The sequence below is a fragment of the Streptomyces sp. NPDC088706 genome (genome assembly GCF_044752765.1).
GTDB lineage: Bacteria > Actinomycetota > Actinomycetes > Streptomycetales > Streptomycetaceae > Streptomyces.
Genome location: NZ_JBIVLW010000006.1, coordinates 18,133 through 35,987 on the forward strand (window position 1 = coordinate 18,133; position 17,855 = coordinate 35,987).

The 17,855-nt window shown below is 73.3% G+C and carries 14 protein-coding genes, 3 pseudogenes and 1 riboswitch; of the genes and pseudogenes, 7 read left to right on the plus strand and 10 right to left on the minus strand.

Translation table 11 applies throughout. From position 1 onward, the window contains the following. Nucleotides 1-31: 31 nt before the first annotated feature. Complete coding sequence (locus ACIQAK_RS16805; RefSeq protein ID WP_366389602.1) at nt 32-898, plus strand: isocitrate lyase/PEP mutase family protein; 867 nt, start codon at nt 32-34, stop codon at nt 896-898. 100 nt (nt 899-998) lie between these two features. On the opposite strand, the pseudogene ACIQAK_RS16810 reads toward ACIQAK_RS16805, so the two are convergent. After that, nucleotides 999-1,397, minus strand: a pseudogene (locus tag ACIQAK_RS16810) (hypothetical protein); the annotation flags it as partial. Between the two features lie 61 nt (nt 1,398-1,458). Next, complete coding sequence (locus ACIQAK_RS16815; RefSeq protein ID WP_366389601.1) at nt 1,459-1,947, minus strand: transcriptional regulator, SarA/Rot family; 489 nt, start codon at nt 1,945-1,947, stop codon at nt 1,459-1,461. Between the two features lie 116 nt (nt 1,948-2,063). Between ACIQAK_RS16815 and ACIQAK_RS16820 the strand changes: the two genes are divergently transcribed. Then, nucleotides 2,064-2,474, plus strand: a complete 411-nt coding sequence (locus ACIQAK_RS16820; protein ID WP_366389600.1) for an organic hydroperoxide resistance protein — start codon at nt 2,064-2,066, stop codon at nt 2,472-2,474. Between the two features lie 129 nt (nt 2,475-2,603). On the opposite strand, the gene ACIQAK_RS16825 is transcribed toward ACIQAK_RS16820, so the two are convergent. Continuing rightward, entirely contained in the window at nt 2,604-4,118 is a 1,515-nt protein-coding gene (locus tag ACIQAK_RS16825; RefSeq protein WP_366389599.1) for an alpha/beta fold hydrolase, read from the minus strand. Nucleotides 4,119-4,211: 93 nt separating this feature from the next. Here ACIQAK_RS16825 and ACIQAK_RS16830 point away from each other — a divergent pair, with 93 nt between their 5' ends. Then, nucleotides 4,212-5,204 (plus strand): MerR family transcriptional regulator, encoded by a 993-nt coding sequence (locus ACIQAK_RS16830; protein ID WP_366389598.1) that lies wholly within the window; start codon nt 4,212-4,214, stop codon nt 5,202-5,204. On the opposite strand, the gene ACIQAK_RS16835 is transcribed toward ACIQAK_RS16830, so the two are convergent. Both ACIQAK_RS16835 and ACIQAK_RS16840 read right to left on the minus strand, forming a co-directional pair. Further along, entirely contained in the window at nt 5,185-5,673 is a 489-nt protein-coding gene (locus tag ACIQAK_RS16835) for a DUF4430 domain-containing protein (protein WP_366389597.1), read from the minus strand. The two genes, ACIQAK_RS16830 and ACIQAK_RS16835, sit on opposite strands and share 20 nt — an antisense overlap. 138 nt (nt 5,674-5,811) lie before the next feature. After that, nucleotides 5,812-5,927, minus strand: a riboswitch (cobalamin riboswitch). A gap of 64 nt (nt 5,928-5,991) precedes the next feature. Beyond that, a complete protein-coding gene (locus ACIQAK_RS16840; RefSeq protein WP_401848361.1) occupies nt 5,992-6,585 on the minus strand; it encodes a TetR/AcrR family transcriptional regulator in 594 nt (197 codons plus the stop codon). 105 nt (nt 6,586-6,690) lie between these two features. Between ACIQAK_RS16840 and ACIQAK_RS16845 the strand changes: the two are divergent. Next, a pseudogene (locus tag ACIQAK_RS16845) lies at nt 6,691-8,532 on the plus strand (RICIN domain-containing protein). 66 nt (nt 8,533-8,598) lie between these two features. On the opposite strand, the gene ACIQAK_RS16850 reads toward ACIQAK_RS16845, so the two are convergent. Then, entirely contained in the window at nt 8,599-9,258 is a 660-nt protein-coding gene (locus ACIQAK_RS16850) for a TetR/AcrR family transcriptional regulator (RefSeq protein ID WP_366389596.1), read from the minus strand. Between the two features lie 60 nt (nt 9,259-9,318). Between ACIQAK_RS16850 and ACIQAK_RS16855 the strand changes: the two genes are divergently transcribed. Continuing rightward, entirely contained in the window at nt 9,319-10,935 is a 1,617-nt protein-coding gene (locus ACIQAK_RS16855; protein WP_366389595.1) for an FAD-binding oxidoreductase, read from the plus strand. Here ACIQAK_RS16855 and ACIQAK_RS16860 read toward each other — a convergent pair. Beyond that, nucleotides 10,898-13,018, minus strand: a complete 2,121-nt coding sequence (locus ACIQAK_RS16860; protein ID WP_366389594.1) for an FUSC family protein — start codon at nt 13,016-13,018, stop codon at nt 10,898-10,900. The genes ACIQAK_RS16855 and ACIQAK_RS16860 overlap by 38 nt on opposite strands. A 31-nt stretch (nt 13,019-13,049) precedes the next feature. Next, nucleotides 13,050-14,183 (minus strand): NADH:flavin oxidoreductase/NADH oxidase, encoded by a 1,134-nt coding sequence (locus tag ACIQAK_RS16865; protein WP_366389593.1) that lies wholly within the window; start codon nt 14,181-14,183, stop codon nt 13,050-13,052. A gap of 154 nt (nt 14,184-14,337) precedes the next feature. Here ACIQAK_RS16865 and ACIQAK_RS16870 point away from each other — a divergent pair, with 154 nt between their 5' ends. Next, complete coding sequence (locus tag ACIQAK_RS16870; RefSeq protein WP_366389592.1) at nt 14,338-14,703, plus strand: metalloregulator ArsR/SmtB family transcription factor; 366 nt, start codon at nt 14,338-14,340, stop codon at nt 14,701-14,703. Between the two features lie 94 nt (nt 14,704-14,797). Here the strand turns inward: ACIQAK_RS16870 and ACIQAK_RS16875 are convergent, their stop codons facing one another. After that, nucleotides 14,798-15,838, minus strand: coding sequence for an NAD(P)-dependent alcohol dehydrogenase (locus tag ACIQAK_RS16875; RefSeq protein ID WP_366389591.1), 1,041 nt, complete (start codon nt 15,836-15,838; stop codon nt 14,798-14,800). A 152-nt stretch (nt 15,839-15,990) separates the two neighbouring features. Here ACIQAK_RS16875 and ACIQAK_RS16880 point away from each other — a divergent pair. Continuing rightward, nucleotides 15,991-16,905: pseudogene (locus tag ACIQAK_RS16880) on the plus strand (helix-turn-helix domain-containing protein); the annotation flags it as partial. A gap of 38 nt (nt 16,906-16,943) precedes the next feature. Here ACIQAK_RS16880 and ACIQAK_RS16885 read toward each other — a convergent pair. After that, nucleotides 16,944-17,843, minus strand: coding sequence for a ScbR family autoregulator-binding transcription factor (locus ACIQAK_RS16885; protein ID WP_401848364.1), 900 nt, complete (start codon nt 17,841-17,843; stop codon nt 16,944-16,946). Between the last annotated feature and the right edge of the window lie 12 nt (nt 17,844-17,855).

A 17,855-nucleotide genomic window follows, 5' to 3' on the forward strand; every position in this document is an offset into this window, starting at 1 on the left:
GCGGTTCACGGCCGCACACAAGGAGAGAGACATGCGCTACGGAAGCGCGCTGCGCGAGCAGATCCACACGCCCGGAACCACCCCGCTCATCGGCATCTACGACATGTACTCGGCATCGGTCGCCGCCCAGCACTACGACGGCTTCTTCGTCTCCGGGTTCGGCTTCGCCGCCTCCCACTACGGGCTGCCGGATGTCGGCTTCATCGCCTGGCCGGACATGGTCGCCTTCGTCGAGCGGCTACGGCTCGCCTTCCCCTCCCACCATCTGCTCGTCGACATCGACGACGGATACGTGGACCCGGAGGTGGCCTGCCACGTGGTCCAGCGGCTGGAGCGGATCGGGGCCTCCGGCATCATCCTGGAGGACCAGCAGCGCCCGCGCCGGTGCGGCCACGCGGACGGCAAGAGGGTGCTGCCCCTGGAGGAGTACCTCGAGAAGCTGAACCTCGTCCTGGAGAGCCGGCGGGACCTGGTGGTCGTGGCCCGCACCGACGCCACCGAGGAGGAGGACATCCTGCGCCGCGCCAAGGCGCTCGCGGAGACCGACGCCGATGTGGTGCTGGTCGACGGGGTGCGGGACGTCGAGTGGATCCGCCGCATCCGCAAGGTCATCGACGACAAGCCCCTGCTCTTCAACCAGATCGCGGGCGGCAGGTCGCCGAGGCTCTCGCTCCGCGAACTCACCGACCTGGAATGCCAGGTGGCTATCTACAGCACGCCCTGCCTGTTCGCCGCGCACGCCGCCATGGACACCGCGCTCAGCGAGCTGAAGGAGGCCGACGGGCGGCTCCCGGAGTTCTCGCCCGGCACGTCGGTCGGTGTGCGGGCCTCGACCGCCCTGCTGGAGAAGAACATCAGCCGGCACCACCGGCCCGGTCCCCTGATCGCCACCACCTGAGGCGACAAGGCGCGTCAGCGCCTGTGCACCCCAGCAGCGCGCTCCTGACGCACGCCCCGTCCCCCGGGGCGGTCGTCGCGTCGGGCGGGTGTCCCTCGGGTCATGCGGACCCCTGCCCGGCGGGACGGGCGTGCGTCAGGAGGAACTCGGTCGCCCGTGCGATCGCCTCGGCCGACGTGCCGTAGACGGCCTCGGACCCATCTTCCCGCCGGTCCGCCCCCGTGGCCGTGTACCACCAGGCGTCGACGCCCGGATCATGGTGGATGACGGCGGAGCCGCCTGCGTAGTGGAGGGGCACGGACTCGCCCGCCGACCTCTTGACCACCGCGTGAGGCCACTTGAGCCGCGCGGACTGGCGCTTGATGCCGCCCCAGGCGGCGCCCAGGTGGGAGTAGCTGGCTCCGCTGCGCCCTGCCGCGGTGGCCGCGCTCTCGGCCGGCCGGTCGACGGACCGCTTGGCTTCGTACAGGGCCCTCAACGTTGCCAGTTGCACGTCGGGGAGGGGGTGACAAGGGAAGCTGTCACGGGTTCAGGTGTCCGGGTGACCGACCGCTTCGCCGTCACCGTACGTCGGTGGACTCCCCCAGGGCCGCGGTGAGGCGGCCGAGGATCTCCTGCAACCCCAGGACCTCCTCCACCGAGAGGCCGGTCGCGGCGAGCACCCCCCGGGGCACGGACAGTGCGCGCTCGCGCAGCCGGGCACCGTCGCCGGTCAGCTCGATCAGGACGGAGCGCTCGTCCTCGCGGCTGCGTTCCCGCCGGACCAGCCCGGCCGCCTCCAGCCGCTTCAACAGCGGTGAGAGGGTGCCGGAATCCAGCCGCAGGCGCTCCCCGACGGCCTTGACCGGCCGGGGCCCGTCCTCCCACAGGACCAGCATCACCAGGTACTGGGGGTAGGTGAGGCCGAGGTCCTTGAGCGCCTGCCGGTAGAAGCCGCCGAACGCGCGCGACGCGGCTTGCAGCGAGAAGCAGACCTGGTGGTCCAGTCGCAGCAGTTCCGCGTCGGGCACGGCGGACAGGTCGGGCGAGGTGTCAGGAGCAGACGTCATGGAACCAGCGTACCGCCGACCACATCATTAAGTTGTGCACAACTTAATGATGTGCAATCTTTATGTCCGTGACCGCGACCGATCCGATCGCGGTGCAGACAAAGGAGGGTCACCCCATGGACGCGCTGTACACCGCCGCCGCAACCGCCAATGGCCGCGAGGGCCGTGCCGTGAGCTCGGACGGCCAGATCGACCTGCCGCTCGCCCTGCCCCCGTTCCTCGGCGGCAACGGCAGGGGCACCAACCCCGAGCAGCTCTTCGCGGCCGGGTACGCGGCCTGCTTCGCCAGCGCGATGGCCTCGGTCGCCCGCGAGATGAAGGTCGACACCAAGGACGTCTCCGTGACCGCCGAGGTCTCCATCGGCAAGGACGGCAGCGGCTTCGGACTCGCGGTCGTCATGCGCGTGGAGCTCCCGGACTCCCTCACCGGCGAGGTCGGGCAGCAGCTGGTCGACGCCACCCACGCCTACTGCCCCTACTCCAAGGCGACCCGGGGGAACATCGAGGTCGAGCTGGTCATCGAGTAGTCGACGCGCTGAGGCGTTCCGCCGGGATCATGCCGGGGCTCGCGGCCTCGGCATGATCCCGGTGAGGAGCGCCGGGCCCTGTCGTGAAACTGCCGCCTGCCGGGTGCGACGGCAGTTTGACGACAGGCCCTAGGCCCTCAGGTGGGCCAGCACCGCGCCGACCGCCCGGCGTACGGCCGCACGTGCCTCGTCCGTCGAATCGTGCGTCTCGAAGCCGTGGCGGCCCTCCGGTACGTCGACCACCTCGACGGCGGCTCCGCGGCGGGCGGCCTCGGTCAGGAACTCCTCGACGGTCGCGGCGATCTCGGCCATCTCGCGCCCTGCCCGCACCAGCACGATCGGGAGCTCTCCCGCGTGGGCGACGGCCCGCACCGGGTGGAACCGGCCACCGACCACCCCCCAGTTCGGCAGCGGGGCGAGTATCGGGTAGTTGACGGCCAGGCAGCACAGCCATGCCGGCGGCGCCGCCAGCCAGTCCGCGGTCAGGGGGCCGCCGCCCGAGAAGAACCACAAGGCGATCCGGTCCGCGTCCACCCGCGGGTCGGCCCGCACCCGTGCCACCGCGGCGGCCACGTCCTCGGCGGCCCGTTCGTAGTCGGTCACGGCGTGCAGGCGGTGATCGAGCGTCACCCCGACGGCTCCGTGTCCGGCGACGTGACCGGCGTACCCCCGCAGTGCCGGCCAATCCCGGGGCGTCGGCCGCGTCCCGGCGGGCACGGGCCCGCCGTGCACGAACACCACGGCCGGGTGCGGTCCCGGCCCTTCGGGCAGGTACAGGTCGGTGTTCCCGGTCCGTTCGCGGGGCCGCTCGGGTACGTCGAGGAGGAACGGCCGCAGATGGGCCGGCGGGTGGGCGCCGTCGGCGGGGGTCAACCGGTGGCCCCGGCCGGCCGCCGCGTCGATCAGGACCTCGGCCAGCTCGACGGGGCAGGACAGCATCGGCCAGTGGCCGGTGGGCAGTTCGAAGAAGGTCACCCGGGGGTCGGCCAGGGCCTGGAAGGCTTGATCGCCGACGTCCACCCTCAGCTGGACCATCTCGATGCCCGGTCCGTTGCCGGTGCACAGCACCCCGGTCACGGGGATCGCCGCCCCGGCTCCGGTGAGCCGCAGCGGCTGGAGCAGGGTGCCCAGCGGCTGCGGCGCCGCGAGGGCGGTGAGACCGTCCAGGGCCGCTTCGGACAGCCCGGCGGTGCTGCCCCAGCGGGGCCACCCGTCCCGGGCCGGGGGCGGCAGCGCGCCCGTCTGCCGCCGTCCGCCGCCGGACAGTTCCTCGCGCAGGCGCTGGTCGGGTACGGCGGCCAGCGCGGGGACGCCGTCCTGCGGCATACCCGAATCGAGGTGGACGATCCGGGCGACCGACCGCGCCCGCCGGTCGGCCGCGCCCAGCGCCGGGTGGACGCCGTAGTCGTGGCCGACCAGCACGATGTCCCGGCCCCTCCCCACGTCGACCGAGTCGATCACCGCGAGTACGTCCGCGACATGGGTCTCCAGGTCGACGGCCGCACCGGGGTCGGCGGGTCCTTCGCCGAGTCCGGTGAGCGCCACCGTATGTACCTCCGCGCCCTCGGCGGCCAGCCGCGCGGCCGTGTCCCGCCACACGTACGGACCGGTGAACGCCCCCGCCACAAGGATGAATACGGTCATGGCTCCCCTTCGTCACACTCTCTCCCGCGCACCGGCCCGATTGCCCGGCAGCGCTCGCCGGTACCGTAGGAACTCCTCTTGGGGGAGGTTCAAGTGTTCTCGTCGCACGACGGTCTGTGCACCATCGGTGACCTGGCCGAGCACGCGGGCGTCAGCGTCAAGACCGTCCGCTTCTACTCGGACCGCGGCCTGCTGCCGGAGTCGTCCCGCAGCGCGGGCGGGCACCGCAGGTACGGCCCGGACGCCGTGCGGCGGCTGGGCCTGATCCGGTCGCTGCGCGGTCTCGGCCTGTCGGTCGCCGAAGTACGCCGCGTCCTCGACGAGCAGGACGAGGGGGGTGCGGGGGATGCGCTGGAGGACGCCGTCGCTGGGCGGTTGCGCGTGCTGGGGTTAGAGCTCAGGGCCCTGCGCTGGCGGGAGGCCGCGCTCCAACTGGTGCGGGACTGCCCGCCGGACGAGCGCTCCGCCCGGCTGCGCCTGGTCGGCGCGGTGGCCGCTCCCCCGGACACCGCCGCGTTGGTGCGGTTCTGGCGCGCCTGGCTGCCGGTCCGGATGCCCGCCCGGTCCGTCCGCACGTTCCTGGACAGAGCGGTGGTACAGCCGCCCGACGACCCCCGGCCGGCCCAGGTGCTCGCCTTCGCCCGGCTGTTCGCCTTCGTGACCCGGTCCTGCGACGGGAGCGAGGGCCCGTGCCAGCCCAGTGCGCACGGGGCGGCGGGGGCCCGTGAATCAGCCGTGCTGTACGCGGGTCTGGCGACGGCGTACGACCTGGCGGGCGGAGCGCTGCGCCGGGGCGACGCGCCCCGCCCGGGCGAGGCCCTGGACGGCTTCGTGGACGCGTACGCGGGCACGTACGGCAGCCGCGACACGCCGGGATTCCGCCGTCGGCTCGCCGGGCAGCTCGCGGCCGATCCCCGCATCGACCGGTACTGGGAACTGACGGCCGAGGTGCTCGGCTCCCGGGGCGGCCGCCCGGAGCCGACGCCCGGGGCGGCGCACGACTGGCTCCTGGAAGCGCTCGACGCGTACCTGGGCGATCACGTCCGGGGGGCCGAGGCGGCTGCTGCTACAACGCGGTCCAGGTGAAGGCGACCTTGTCCCCGGCACGCAGCTTGAACTGGCAGCCGCCGACCGGGATCGAGGTGCCGTTGACCGCGATGTTCCAGTAGGCGACGCCGCCGCCGCTGACGTTCTTTATCGTGTCGACCGAGAAGTCGTCGAACGACGCGTACCAGGTCCCGTCCCAGGTGAAGTGTCTCTTGCGGGCGGCGTCGTCGAGGGCCGCGGTCGGCGTGGGAACGGCGCTCGGGTTCGCCCCCGCGTTGGTGCCGTCGCAGCGGTGCGTACCGCCGGTGGCGGTGGTCACGTCATGTCCTTTGGTCTTGATCCTTCCCTTGAAGAGGCGTCCGTCCGGCCCCTGCACGGTCAGCGATACCTTTACCGGCGCGTTCGTGGGGGCGGTGGCCTGCGGCTGCGCTACGGCGGGGGCGGAGGCGAGGGCGAGGCCGAGGGCGGCCGTGACGACGAGGGTGCGGCGGGTGGATGTCAGGTGCACGAGCGTGCCTTTCCGGTGCGGGACGGCCTGCCGTGCCGCACCGGAGCCGACCGCCCGCGGCGCGTCCGTCCGCGCGTGCGGCGGTGTACGCGCCGCGGATCGCGGCTGCGGGCTTCGCACCGCAGACCATGACAGGGGAAGCGGTTCACATGACGCGCCGGGCTGTCCGACTCGCGGCCCGAGGGGCCGCACACGGTTGCAGGTCAGCGCCGGACTCCCACCGGCTTCCCCCAGTCGCGCACGCATGGAGTTGTCGCTCCGGATCGCCGGAGCCCTCGCATCGTAGGGCCAGTTGGCGGTGCTCGGCAGGGGAACGGCTCAAATGCGCCCCCGTCCACGGCGGTCACCGGTGGGGGGCGGGCCGAACCGGTCGGGCGCCAGGGTGGCGAGGAGGGAGGTGACCACGAGATCCGTCGAGGCGGCCATGTCCACGGAGTCCGGCGACAGCAGCCACTGGACCCGCAGGCCGTCCATCACCGCGATGATGACGTTGGCCGCGTTGCGGGTCGTCTCCGCGCGGTCGGCGGGCAGTTCGCACGCCTCGCGCAGGGCGTCGGCGACGAAGACCCGCAGTCCGTCGTAGCGGTCGCGGAAGTAGTCCTGGGCCGGGTGGTCGTCGGTGACGGACTCCGCCGACAGGACCGCGTACAGCCTGACGATCCCTTCGCGCTCGGCGTTGCGGAGCGCGGTGTTCACCAGGTGGCGGAGGAAGTCGAGCCCCTGCGGCCGGTCCGGGCCCAGCTGTTCGATGTCGGTCTGGTCGCGCAGTTCGAGGACGCTGGTGAGGAGCAGCGCCTTGGAGCGGAAGTAGTGCAGGACGCCCGCCTGTGTGACGCCGTCCCGGTCGGCGATCTCCGCCAGTGAGGCGTTGTTGTAGCCGCGGGCGGCGAAGGTGTCCATGGCGATGGACAGGATGTCCTGCTGGCGCCGCTGGGCCTGCGGACTGCGCGGCGTACGGGGCTCGGGCCGGGCAGGGCGGCGCGCCGGAGAGCATGCGCGGCGGGCGCCGTGCTCGTCCTGGCCGCCGCCGGACTCGGCGTCGACGCCGGCGTCACCACCGCTCAGGCCGCCGACCCGGTCGCGCAGGTCTGGGTCACCACCGCCGACGGCGGCAAGAAGCTGACCGCCGAGGGAAGCGTCCCGTTCAGCGGCGCCCCGCAGGGCGTCGACATCCGTATCGACGCAGGCGACAAGGGCCAGAAGTTCACCGGCGCGGGCGCCTCGGTGACCGGCGCCTCCGCCCACCTCGTCCAGGGCCTCCCCCAGGCACAGCGCACCGCGTTGCTGAGGTAGCTGTTCTCCACGGAAGGGGACGGCATCGGGCTCAACTACCTGCGCCAGCCGCTGGGCAGCACCGACTTCGACGCCAGCTCCAACGCCTACACCTACGAGGACACCCGAGGCGCCTTCTCCATCGACCGGGACCGGGGCCAGATCATCCCGGTCCTGAGGCAGGCCACCGCGATCAACCCCGCGATCCGGTTCATGGGCTCCCCCTGGTCACCCCCGGCCTGGATGAAGACCAACAACTCCCTCAACGGGGGCAGCCTCAAGACCGAGCACCACCAGGCGTACGCCGACTACCTGGTCAAGGCGATCAGGGCGTACGGGCAGGAGGGCATCGCCCTCACCGACCTCACCGCGCAGAACGAGCCCGAGTTCGCCACCAGCTACCCGTCCATGAGCATGACGCCAACCCAGCAGGCGGACTTCCTCCGGGTCCTGGACCGCACGCTCACCGCCGTGAACCTGCCGACCAACCTCCTGGCCTACGACCACAACTGGGACCACCCCGACTACCCGCTCGACGTCTTCGCCAGGACGGGTTCCATCCCGCGGATCATCGGTGCGGCCTTCCACTGCTACGGCGGAGCCCCGGCGGCGCAGCAGCAGATCGCGGCCGCTGGGAAGCGGGTCTTCTTCACCGAGTGCTCCGGTACCGACAGCGCGAACCCCGCCACCACGTTCGGCGACACCCTCAGGTGGCACACCGAGAACCTCGTCGTACAGAACATGCGCAACGGCGGCGAGACGGTCGTCAACTGGAACCTGGCCCTGGACCGCGACGGCGGCCCCCACCAGGGGCACTGTACCAACCGCTGCAACGGCATCGTCGAGATCGCCGGCGGCCAGGTCACCCGGAACGCCGAGTTCTACGTCCTGGGCCACGTCACCAGGTTCATCCAGCCCGGCGCGACCCGGATCGGTTCCACCAGCCAGGGGGCCGGGGGTGTGCAGAACGTCGCCTTCCAGAACAGCGACGGCTCCCGTGCCGCCGTGGTGGTCAACACCGCGTCCAGCGCCCAGCGGTTCTCGCTGACCGACACCGGGAAGTCCCTCACGTACACCCTGCCCGCCGGCGCCGTCGCCACGTTCACCTGGGACGAAAGCGGCGGGCCGGCCGAGCCGCCGGCGGGTTCCATCGATCCCGCCGCCTGGTACCGGGTGCAGAACACCGACAGCGGGGCCTGCCTGGACGCCGCCGACTGGGGCACCGGTGACGGCACCGCGCTGCAGCAGTGGGCCTGCGGGACCGGGGCCAACCAGGGCTGGCAGTTCCGGCCGGCCGGCGGCGGCCACTACCAGGTGGTGAACCGGCACAACGCCAAGGTGTGGGACGTGGACGGCGGTGCCGGGGCCACGGCCGACGGCGCCAGGGTCCACCTGTGGTCCTACGTCGGCTCCACCAACCAGCAGTGGCGCCCCGAGCCCCTCGCCGCCGGTGGCCGGTACCGCTTCGTCGCCCGCCACAGCGGTAAGTGCCTCACCGTCGACGGCTCCGCCACGGCCGACGGGGCGAAGCTCTCCCAGCAGCCGTGCACCCGCTCCGCCGCGCAGTCGTTCGCCCTGACCGTCTGACCGCACATCGCTCACGTCGGGCCCCGCCGCACTCGGCTGGGCCCGCCCGTGTCCCCGCGGACGGGCTCAGCCCCGGATCGCCGTCAGCAGCCGGGTGCAGCGCGCGGCCATGTCCTGCGCCGACTGGTCCGGGTGGGAGGTCCACCAGCCGACGAGGGCGCCCACCGTTCCGGTCCACACGTGTTTCAGCGCGTCGGCGTCCAGCGGGTCCTCGTTGCCGTGCCGGCGCAGGAGGTCCGCCGTCCCGGACGCGGCGAGGTCGTCGATGGTCCTGCGGTGCCGGCGCGCGGCGGCGTGCAGGTCGCCGCCGGGCTTGAGGGTTCTGTCGTACAGGACGAACCAGGCGCTCCGCTGCTCCTCCAGGACACCGAAGACGGCGCCCAGCACCCGGTGGGGGGTCTTTGCCGCGGGCTGCCCGGGTGCCATGGCCTCCTCGATCGCGGCGACGAGCCGGGGCGCGACGCGTTCCAGGCAGGCGAGGTAGAGCCCGTCCTTGGAGCCGAAGTACGAGTACAGCATCGGCTTGGTCACCCCCACGCGCCGCGCGATCTCGGCCATCGAGGCCGAGGCGTGGCCGTGGCGGCCGAACTCCTCCATGGCGGCCGCCAGGATCTGCTCCTCACGTCGTGCGCGGGGAATCCCCTTCGTCCCGGCGCCCCGGACCCCGTCGGAGCGAGGGCCGCTCGCCGGCGGGACGGCGGACGACGCACCTCTTGCCGTGTTCATGCCTGGACTATACGTTGCAGTAAATTACCCTGAGGTAAATTACCGGAAGGTCATATGCTCATGGCGGACCGCACCTCCTCCCCTCCCCGGCCCGACAGCGCCCCTCCCCGGTCCTGGTGGGGCTGGGGCGCCCTCGATCAGGCCCTGCCCGACGCGGAGTGCGCCTCGCTCGCCGCCCTGGTCCCGGGAGCGGCCGCGGCGGCGCTGCCGGTGCCGTCCGTCGCCTCGCTGGAGCTGCCGGCGGTCCGGGTGAGCGCACCCGCCGCGCTCGCCCACCTGGTCTCCTCCGCACCCGCCGACCGCGCCTGCCACACCTACGGCAAGGCCTTCCGGGACGTGGTCCGCGCGCTGTACGGCGATATGGCGGCCGCTCCGGACCTGGTCGGCCATCCCCGGGACGAGCAGGACGTGGTGGACCTCCTCGACTGGGCCGCCGGGGCGGACGTCGCCGTGATCCCGTACGGGGCGGGCAGTTCGGTGGTCGGCGGGGTCGAGTACCGCGCCGGGGCCCATCGCGGCGTCCTCTCGCTGGACCTGTCGGGGCTGGACCGGGTCCTGGAGACCGACCGGGTCAGCCGCGCCGCGCGGATCCAGGCGGGGGCGCTGGGTCCCGGCCTGGAGTCGCAGCTGCGGCCGCACGGGCTGACGCTGCGCCACTTCCCGCAGAGCTTCGCGTTCTCGACCCTCGGCGGCTGGCTCGCCACCCGCGCGGGCGGCCATTACGCCACCCTGCACACCCACATCGACGACCTCGTCGAATCGCTGCGCGTCGTCACCCCCTCGGGGGTGAGCCAGTCGCTGCGGGTACCGGGGTCGGGGGCCGGGCCCTCCCCCGACCGGCTCTTCCTGGGCTCGGAGGGCACCCTCGGGATCATCACGGAAGCGTGGATGCGGCTCCAGGACCGCCCCGGGCACAAGGCGTCGGCCTCGGTGGTGTTCGACCGTTTTCCCGCCGCGGTGGAGGCCGCCCGGGCCATCGCGCAGTCAGGTCTGCACCCGGCCAACTGCCGGCTGCTCGACCCGGGCGAGGCGGCCCTGTCGGGCGTGGCCGCGGCGGGCGGGAGCGTGCTGGTGCTGGGGGTGGAGTCGGCGCACGGCCCGGTGGACGAACGGCTCGCCGAGCTCGTCACCCTGGCCCGGGACCACGGCGGCTCCCCGGCCGAGCCGTCACCGACGGCCGGCGACTCGGCGGCGGACACCTGGCGCTCGGCGTTCCTGCGCATGCCCTACATCCGTGACGGGCTGGCCCGGATGAGCGTGATCAGCGAGACGTTCGAGACGGCCTGCACCTGGGACCGGTTCCCGGAGCTGTACGCGGCGGTGCACCGGGACGTGGGGGCAGCCGTACGGAAGGTGACCGGTGCGTCCGGCCTGATCAACTGCCGTTTCACACACCTCTATCCGGACGGCCCCGCCCCCTATTTCACGGTGATCGCCCCGGGCCGGCGCGGCGCGGAGGTGGCCATGTGGGACGAGATCAAGGCCGCGGCCATGGAGACGCTCGGCGAGCACGGAGCGACCGTCACCCATCACCACGCGGTCGGCCGCGACCACCGGCCCGGGTACGACCGGCAGCGTCCGGAGCCCTTCGCGCTGGCGTTGCGGGCGGCCAAACAGGCCCTCGATCCCGCCGGGATCCTCAACCCCGGGGTGCTGTTCGACGCCGCGACGAAGTGACCGGCTCCCCGTCCGGGACCGGCGGGGTCAGCGAGGATTCGATCCGGGTGAGCTGGTGGGCCAGGCTCGTCAGCCACACCTCCAGGTCGACCGAGAGGGGCGCCGGCGGGTGGCCGCCGGGGGTGGTCCGTCGCCGTACGGGCACCGGGCGGTCCCCCGCCAGCAGGCAGGCGATCCGGTCCGCCTCCGCGGCCAGGCCCTCGGCCGTGGTCCGGGCCCGGGCGGCGGATTCAGCCGTCGCGCCGGACGACGGGCGGAGACCGAAGCGGGGCAGCCAGTGGGCGCCGAGGAGCATGTGGTTCGCCGCGATGAGCATCGCGTGCCAGTCGGCGCGGGTGTCCTGTCCGGGAGCCTCGGTGCGGTACTGCGCGTACGCCGCCTCGGCGAGGCGCAGCCGGTGGACGCCCGGCAGGGTCCGCGGCGATGCGCGCGAACCGCCCGGGGGTGCCGCCAGCGCCTGTGCCGTCGCCGGCACCAGATCGGCGCACGAGCGCAGCAGCTGTGCCATGGCCCGGTGCACCTCCCGGCGCGCACCGGCCGGCCAGGCCAGGAGCCCGCACAGCAGACCGATCACGCTGCCGGTGACCACGTCGATCATCCGCGCCTCGGACAGCCGCCAGGTGACCGGTTCGATCTGGGCGAACGCGGTGGCCACGACCAGCGTGAACAGCCCCTGGGTCCAGGCGACGCCCAGCAGCGGTCCCAGGGCGAAGGCCGCCAGCATCACCGGGGCGAGCAGCGCGGCGTACACATCGGTGTGCGTGCCCAGACCTACCAGGAGGGCTCCCGCCACGAGCGCCCCGGCCGCGTTGCCGGCCACCGCCCGGCGGACCGCCTGCCAGGTCGCGCCCGCCGTCGTCCGTCCGAGGGTCAGGACGGCCAGCAGCACCCAGAAGCCGTGGGCCAGGTCGAGGGAGCCTGCCACCGCGCGGGCCGCCGTGAGGCCGAGCGCGGTGCGCAGGGCGTTCTGGAACAGCACCGACCGGAACGTCACGTTGCCGACGACGCGCCGGGCCCACAGTCTCGGCGTGGACAGGTCGGCGTACCAGAACAGTTCGCGTGGGAGGGCCGGCTCGGTGGGTCTGCCGTGGGTGGCGATGTCGGCGGTGATCTCCACCATCCGCGCCGATTCGGCCAGGGCCAGCACCTGTGACTGCCGTCGTTCCACCTCCAGGGGCGGCCGTTCGCCGGGCGGCCCGGATGCCCGGCGTACGCGTTCCGCCTGGAAGTCCCGCATCGCCCGTTCCAGGGACCCGGGCACCGGCGGGTCGCCGCCGGTGCGCAGGAACCGCGCCCCGGCGGCGCACAGCTCGGCGACCCGGTCCAGCAGGACGGCGGACGCGGGGTCGGCGGCCTCCGGTGGTGCCTCGGCGAGGGTGGCCAGCTGGTCCAGCAGCCTGCGGACCGCGCGGCCCCCCTGTTCCAGCGCGCGGTCCGTCCGCCCCGCCCCGGCCGGGCGTTCCGCCGGCGGTACGGACGCCAGCCGCAGCCGGGCCCCGGCCTCGCGCAGCCTGTGCGGCGGTACGTCACCGGGGGCGGCCCCCCGCGCGGCTTCGCCGAGCGCTCGGGCGAGGCGTTCGCGGTAGGACGCGGCCGGCGGATCGGGCAGCAGGAGTTCGCAGGCCGTCAGGAGCAGGACGCCGATGGCCAGCCCCGACAGCCGCTGGCCGAGCGTCTGGGGGGCGTACGGCGGAAAGCAGGCGAGGATGTAGAAGAGCTGGAGGCCCGGGCCGACACCCGCGGGGCGGGGGCCTGCCACGGTGGCGAACGCCAGGACGAAGCCGACGACGAGCATGCCGCCGACCGCCGCCCAGGTCCCCACCGCGAGCAGCGTGCCCAGGGTCGCCAGGACCAGGGCCGGGGGCAGCGCGCGCAGCATGACGGCGGCGCGCTGGCGGCCGGAGCCGGGGACGGGCGAGAGCAGGCCGACGGCGATGGGAGCGAAAAGGGCGTACAGCGCCATGACCGGGAGCCCGGCGCCGTACAGCAGCGGGTAGAACCCGGCGCTCACGGCGGCGGTGACCCGGACGGCCCGGCGGAGAATCGTCGCCCTTTCCTGCCCGGTGGGGATCACACTCGCCATTATCGGCCCGCGCCGGGCCGCCCGCTCGGCGTCAGGACGTGGCCGTCCCCTTCCGGGCGGTGCGGCGGCGCGCCACCGCGTAGCCGTACGGGTCGGGCCAGCGGGGTTCCGCCCCGAGGGCCTCGGCGGCGTGGTGGGCCCAGTGCGGGTCGCGCAGCATCTCGCGGCCGAGCATGACGGCGTCGGCCTGCCCGGAGGCGACGATCTCCTCGGCCTGGGCGGGCTCCAGGATCAGGCCGACCGCCGAGGTGGGTATGCCGGTCGCCTGCCGGTCCTGTTCGGCGAAGGGCACCTGGTAGCCGGGGCCGACGGCGATCCGGGCGTCACGGACCAGGCCGCCGGTGGAGACGTCGAGCAGGTCGACGCCGTGCGCGGTCAGCTCCTTGGCCAGGCGTACGGTGTCGTCGCCGTTCCACCCCTCGCGCGGGTCCTCGGTGTCCTCGGTCAGCCAGTCGGTGGCCGAGGTGCGGAAGAGGACGGGCAGGTCGTCGGGCCAGACCGCGCGGACGGCGTCGACCACCTGGAGCGGGAAGCGCAGGCGGTTCTCCCAGCTGCCGCCGTAGGCGTCGGTGCGGTGGTTGGCGGCCGGGGAGAGGAAGGAGTTGATCAGGTAGCCGTGGGCGCCGTGGATCTCGACGACCCGGAATCCGGCGGCGAGGGCGCGCTCGGCGGCAGCGGCGAAGTCGCGTACCAGCTGCTGGATCTCGTCCTCGGTCAGCTCGTGCGGGACGGGCAGGCCCTCGAACGCGGCGGGGCTGGGGGCGACGGGCGTCCAGCCACCCTCGCTGCCGGGCACGGGGCCGCCGCCCAGCCAGGGCCTCTCGGTGGAGGCCTTGCGGCCGGCGTGGGCGAGCTGGATCGCGGGGATGGATCCGTGGGAGGAGATCGCCGCGGCGATCCGCGCGAAGGCCTCCCGCTGGCGGTCGTTCCACAGGCCCAGGTCCCACGGGCTGATCCGGCCGTCCGGACGCACGGCGGTGGCCTCGGCCATCACCAGCCCGGCGCCTCCGGCGGCGCGGCCCGCGAGGTGGGTGAGGTGGAAGTCCGTCGGCACCCCCGCCCCGGGCCCCTGGGGGGCCGCGGAGTACATGCACATCGGGGACAGCCAGACGCGGTTGGGGATCTCCAGGGACCGCAGGGTCAGGGGTGTGAACAGAGCACTCACCGGTAGGTCTCCTCGGGGTCGGGGTACGGTCCGGGCGCCCTGCCGGACAGGACGGGCAAGAGCGCCATGGCCAGTACGATAGACCTCGTAGTACGTCGGTTGTCAAACTACGAAGATGCTCGTACTTTAGGGGGAGACCCCGAGGAGACCGCCCATGTCCACGACCGAGCCCGGAGCCACGACCGGGCGGCAGCTCGCCCATCCACCGGTGGAGGAGATCCGCCTGGAGGCCGTGCTGCACGCGCTGTCCGACCCCGTCCGGCTGAGCATCGTGCGTGACCTGGCGGACGGGCACGCCGACATGGCCTGCGTCGCGTTCGACCTCCCGGTGAGCAAGTCCACCACCACCCACCACTTCAAGGTGCTGCGCGAGGCAGGCGTCATCCGCCAGCACTACGAGGGGACCTCGCGCATGAGCAGGCTGCGCGAGGCCGACCTCAAGGCGCGCTTCCCCGGGCTGCTGACCGCCGTCCTGGAGGGGGCGCGGCGCTCCGCCCCCTCTCCCGCTCCGTCGGCCTGAACCACCCGGCGCGCACGTGGCCGCGCCCCGGGCCCCGGGCCCTTCCCGGGCCCGGGGCGCGGGGGCGTGCGCGGGCCGCTCAGCGCCGCGTCGCTCAGATCGTCGCGGTGTCGATCACGAAGCGGTAGCGGACGTCGCTCGCGAGGACCCGCTCGTACGCCTCGTTGACCTGGCCCGCCTCGATGACCTCGATCTCGGCGCCGAGACCGTGTACGGCGCAGAAGTCCAGCATCTCCTGGGTCTCGGCGATCCCGCCGATCGCCGAGCCCGCCAGCGACTTGCTGCCACCGATCAGGGAGAAGAGGTTCAGGGAGATCGGCTCCTCGGGCGCGCCCACGTTGACGAGGGCGCCGTCCGTCCTCAGCAGGGCGAGGTAGGCGCCGAAGTCCAGCGGGGCCGAGACCGTGGAGAGGATGATGTCGAAGGTTCCGGCCAGCTCCTCGAAGGTCCTGGGGTCGCTGGTGGCGTAGTAGTGGTCGGCGCCCAGCTTGAGCCCGTCGTCCTTCTTGCGCAGGGACTGGGAGAGGACCGTGACCTCGGCGCCGAGCGTGTGGGCGATCTTGACGGCCATGTGGCCGAGACCGCCGAGACCGACGACCGCGACCTTCTTGCCGGGGCCGGCGCCCCAGCGGCGGAGCGGGGAGTACGTGGTGATGCCGGCGCACAGCAGCGGCGCGGCCTCGTCGAGGGCGATCCCCTCGGGGATGGAGACGACGAACCCCTCGGTCACGACGATGTGCGTCGCGTAGCCGCCGTACGTCGGCTCGCCGCTGCGGTCGAGAGCGTTGTACGTCTGGGTGCTCCCCTCGGCGCAGTGCTGCTCGCGGCCCATCAGGCAGGCGTCGCACCTTCCGCAGGAGTCGACCATGCAGCCGACGCCGACGCGGTCGCCGACCTTGAACTTGGTGACGCCCGGGCCGGTCCCGGTGACGATCCCGGCGATCTCGTGGCCGGGGACCATCGGGAAGATGCCCTCGCCCCAGCCGTCCCGGGCCTGGTGGATGTCGGAGTGGCAGATGCCCGCGAACTTGATGTCGATCAGGACGTCGAACTCGCCCACCGGGCGGCGCTCGATCGTGGTGCGCTCCAGCGGGGCCTTGGCACGGGGAGCGGCGTATGCGGCGACGGTGGTCATGCCGGAGGGTCTCCTCTGGGTGATGCGGTAGGACGTCTCCCAGCATCAGGGTCTCGGCAGCGTTTACCCAGGTCACCGCTTTGCCTACGTCCAGCGGTCCTACCACTGGCGGGGACAGCCTTCCGCGCGTACGACCAGGGATAATGGGAGCCATGGACGATCAGCCCGGCACCTCCGCCCCCGAGCCGCTCGACCGGCGCGCCGAGCTCAGCGAGTTCCTGCGCACCCGGCGGGCCCGGCTCCAGCCGCAGGACGTGGGGCTGCCGGAGTTCGGGCGGGCCCGCCGGGTGCCGGGGCTGCGGCGGGAGGAGCTGGCGCAGCTGGCCGGGGTCTCCGTGGCGTACTACACCCGCCTGGAACAGGGCAACGGGCGCAACGTGTCGGCCGAGGTGCTCGACGCGATCGCCCGCGCGCTGCGGCTCAGCGACGCCGAGCACGCGCACCTGACGCACATGGCCAAACCGGCCCAGCACAAGAAGAAGCGCCGCCCCGCCCGGGTGCAGCGCGTGCGGACCGGACTGCTGCACCTGCTGGACAGCCTGGAGGGCATTCCCGCGTACGTCTCCGGGGCCCGCTCCGACATCCTCGCCTGGAACCCGATGGCGGCGGCGGTGTTCGGCGACTGGGGCGCGCTGGCGCCCGAGGAGCGCAACTGGGCGCGGCTGGTGTTCCTGTCCCCCGCCTACCGGGACCTGTTCGTGGACTGGGACTCCAAGGCCTCGGACATGGTCAGCTATCTGCGCCTGTACGCGGGCTGCCACCCGGACGACCCCCAGCTCTCCGCGTTGGTGGGTGAACTCTCCGTGAAGAACGACGAGTTCAGGCGGCTGTGGGCCACGCACAACGTGAAGGAGAAGGGGCACGGCGCCAAGCTGGTGCGGCATCCGCTCGTCGGGGAGATGACCCTGTCGTACGAGACGCTGCAACTGCCGGACGACGAGGAGCAGTGCCTGGTCACCTACCACGCGGAACCGGGCTCCGATTCGGCCCAGGCCCTGCGCCTGCTGGCGAGCTGGGGAGCGGACGCGCGCCGGGCGGACGAGAGCGCGGTGCGGGCCGGGGGCCGGCCGGGGGGCGCTGAGGGCGAACTGCGCCGCCCGGGTGGTCAGATCGGGGTGGCCGCCTCCACCCCGTGCGTACCGTGTCCGGCCCGGCCCGCGGCGACGCCCTGCGCTGCCGCCCCCGCGGCGACGGCGTCCACTGCCGCTCGGGTGCCCGACGGGTCCAGGAGGGGCAGGATCTCGGGGGTGGCGAGGCGGGGCAGCAGCAGCTGCCAGAAGCCGGTGAGCGTCTGCGCGGACAGCCACTGGGAGTCGTACCGTCCCAGCACCTCGAACCCGGTGGTCGCGGCCACCGTCGCGGCCGTGGCGTCCTGGCGGGAGACACCATCGGCGAGAGTTCCGGCGATGGCCGCCTCGTTCAGCAACTCCTCCACGCAGCACCGCCATTGCACGGGCAGGCCCGGTTCGCCGGCCCTCTCCCCGTCGCAACTGAGCCGGAATCCGGCCCGGGTCACCGGGTCGCGGCCGAGCAGGTCCACCAGCGCGTGCGAGGTGTCGACCAGGGCCTGCAGAGCCGTGTCCGTCCCGTGGCGGATGGAGGTGGACACGTCCAGCAGGCCCTGCGACGCCTCGGTGACCACGGCCTGGGCGACCGCGGCCTTGTTCTCGAAGTGGAAGTGCAGCGCGCCTGTGCTGACGCCCGCACCGGAACTGATCAGCGCCAGCCGCGCCTGCCCGTAACCGTGCTGCTCGAACACGATCGCTGCGGAGCGGATCAGGGCCCGGCGGGTGAGCGCGGCGCGCACCTGCTTGGTCACCGGGGCCTCCGTCGGGGGGAGAAGGGAGCGGGAAGGGGGCCCGGGCGGTGAGCCGTGGGGGCCGGGGGCTCTCCGCCGGAGCGGTGAAGCAGCATCATGGGGAATATCAAACCAACTTACCGGTTTGATTTCCAGGGGAACGTACGCGCGGTGGGGCGCCACGCCTGCGGCCCGCACCACGTGCACCTGTCGGCACGA

Coding starts and splice junctions, on each gene's coding strand:
- ACIQAK_RS16805 (WP_366389602.1), top strand. CDS start 32: ATGCGCTACGGAAGCGCGCTGCGCGAGCAGATCCACACGCCCGGAACC.
- ACIQAK_RS16815 (WP_366389601.1), bottom strand. CDS start 1,947: ATGACGTCTGCTCCTGACACCTCGCCCGACCTGTCCGCCGTGCCCGAC.
- ACIQAK_RS16820 (WP_366389600.1), top strand. CDS start 2,064: ATGGACGCGCTGTACACCGCCGCCGCAACCGCCAATGGCCGCGAGGGC.
- ACIQAK_RS16825 (WP_366389599.1), bottom strand. CDS start 4,118: ATGACCGTATTCATCCTTGTGGCGGGGGCGTTCACCGGTCCGTACGTG.
- ACIQAK_RS16850 (WP_366389596.1), bottom strand. CDS start 9,258: ATGAACACGGCAAGAGGTGCGTCGTCCGCCGTCCCGCCGGCGAGCGGC.
- ACIQAK_RS16855 (WP_366389595.1), top strand. CDS start 9,319: ATGGCGGACCGCACCTCCTCCCCTCCCCGGCCCGACAGCGCCCCTCCC.
- ACIQAK_RS16860 (WP_366389594.1), bottom strand. CDS start 13,018: ATGGCGAGTGTGATCCCCACCGGGCAGGAAAGGGCGACGATTCTCCGC.
- ACIQAK_RS16870 (WP_366389592.1), top strand. CDS start 14,338: ATGTCCACGACCGAGCCCGGAGCCACGACCGGGCGGCAGCTCGCCCAT.
- ACIQAK_RS16875 (WP_366389591.1), bottom strand. CDS start 15,838: ATGACCACCGTCGCCGCATACGCCGCTCCCCGTGCCAAGGCCCCGCTG.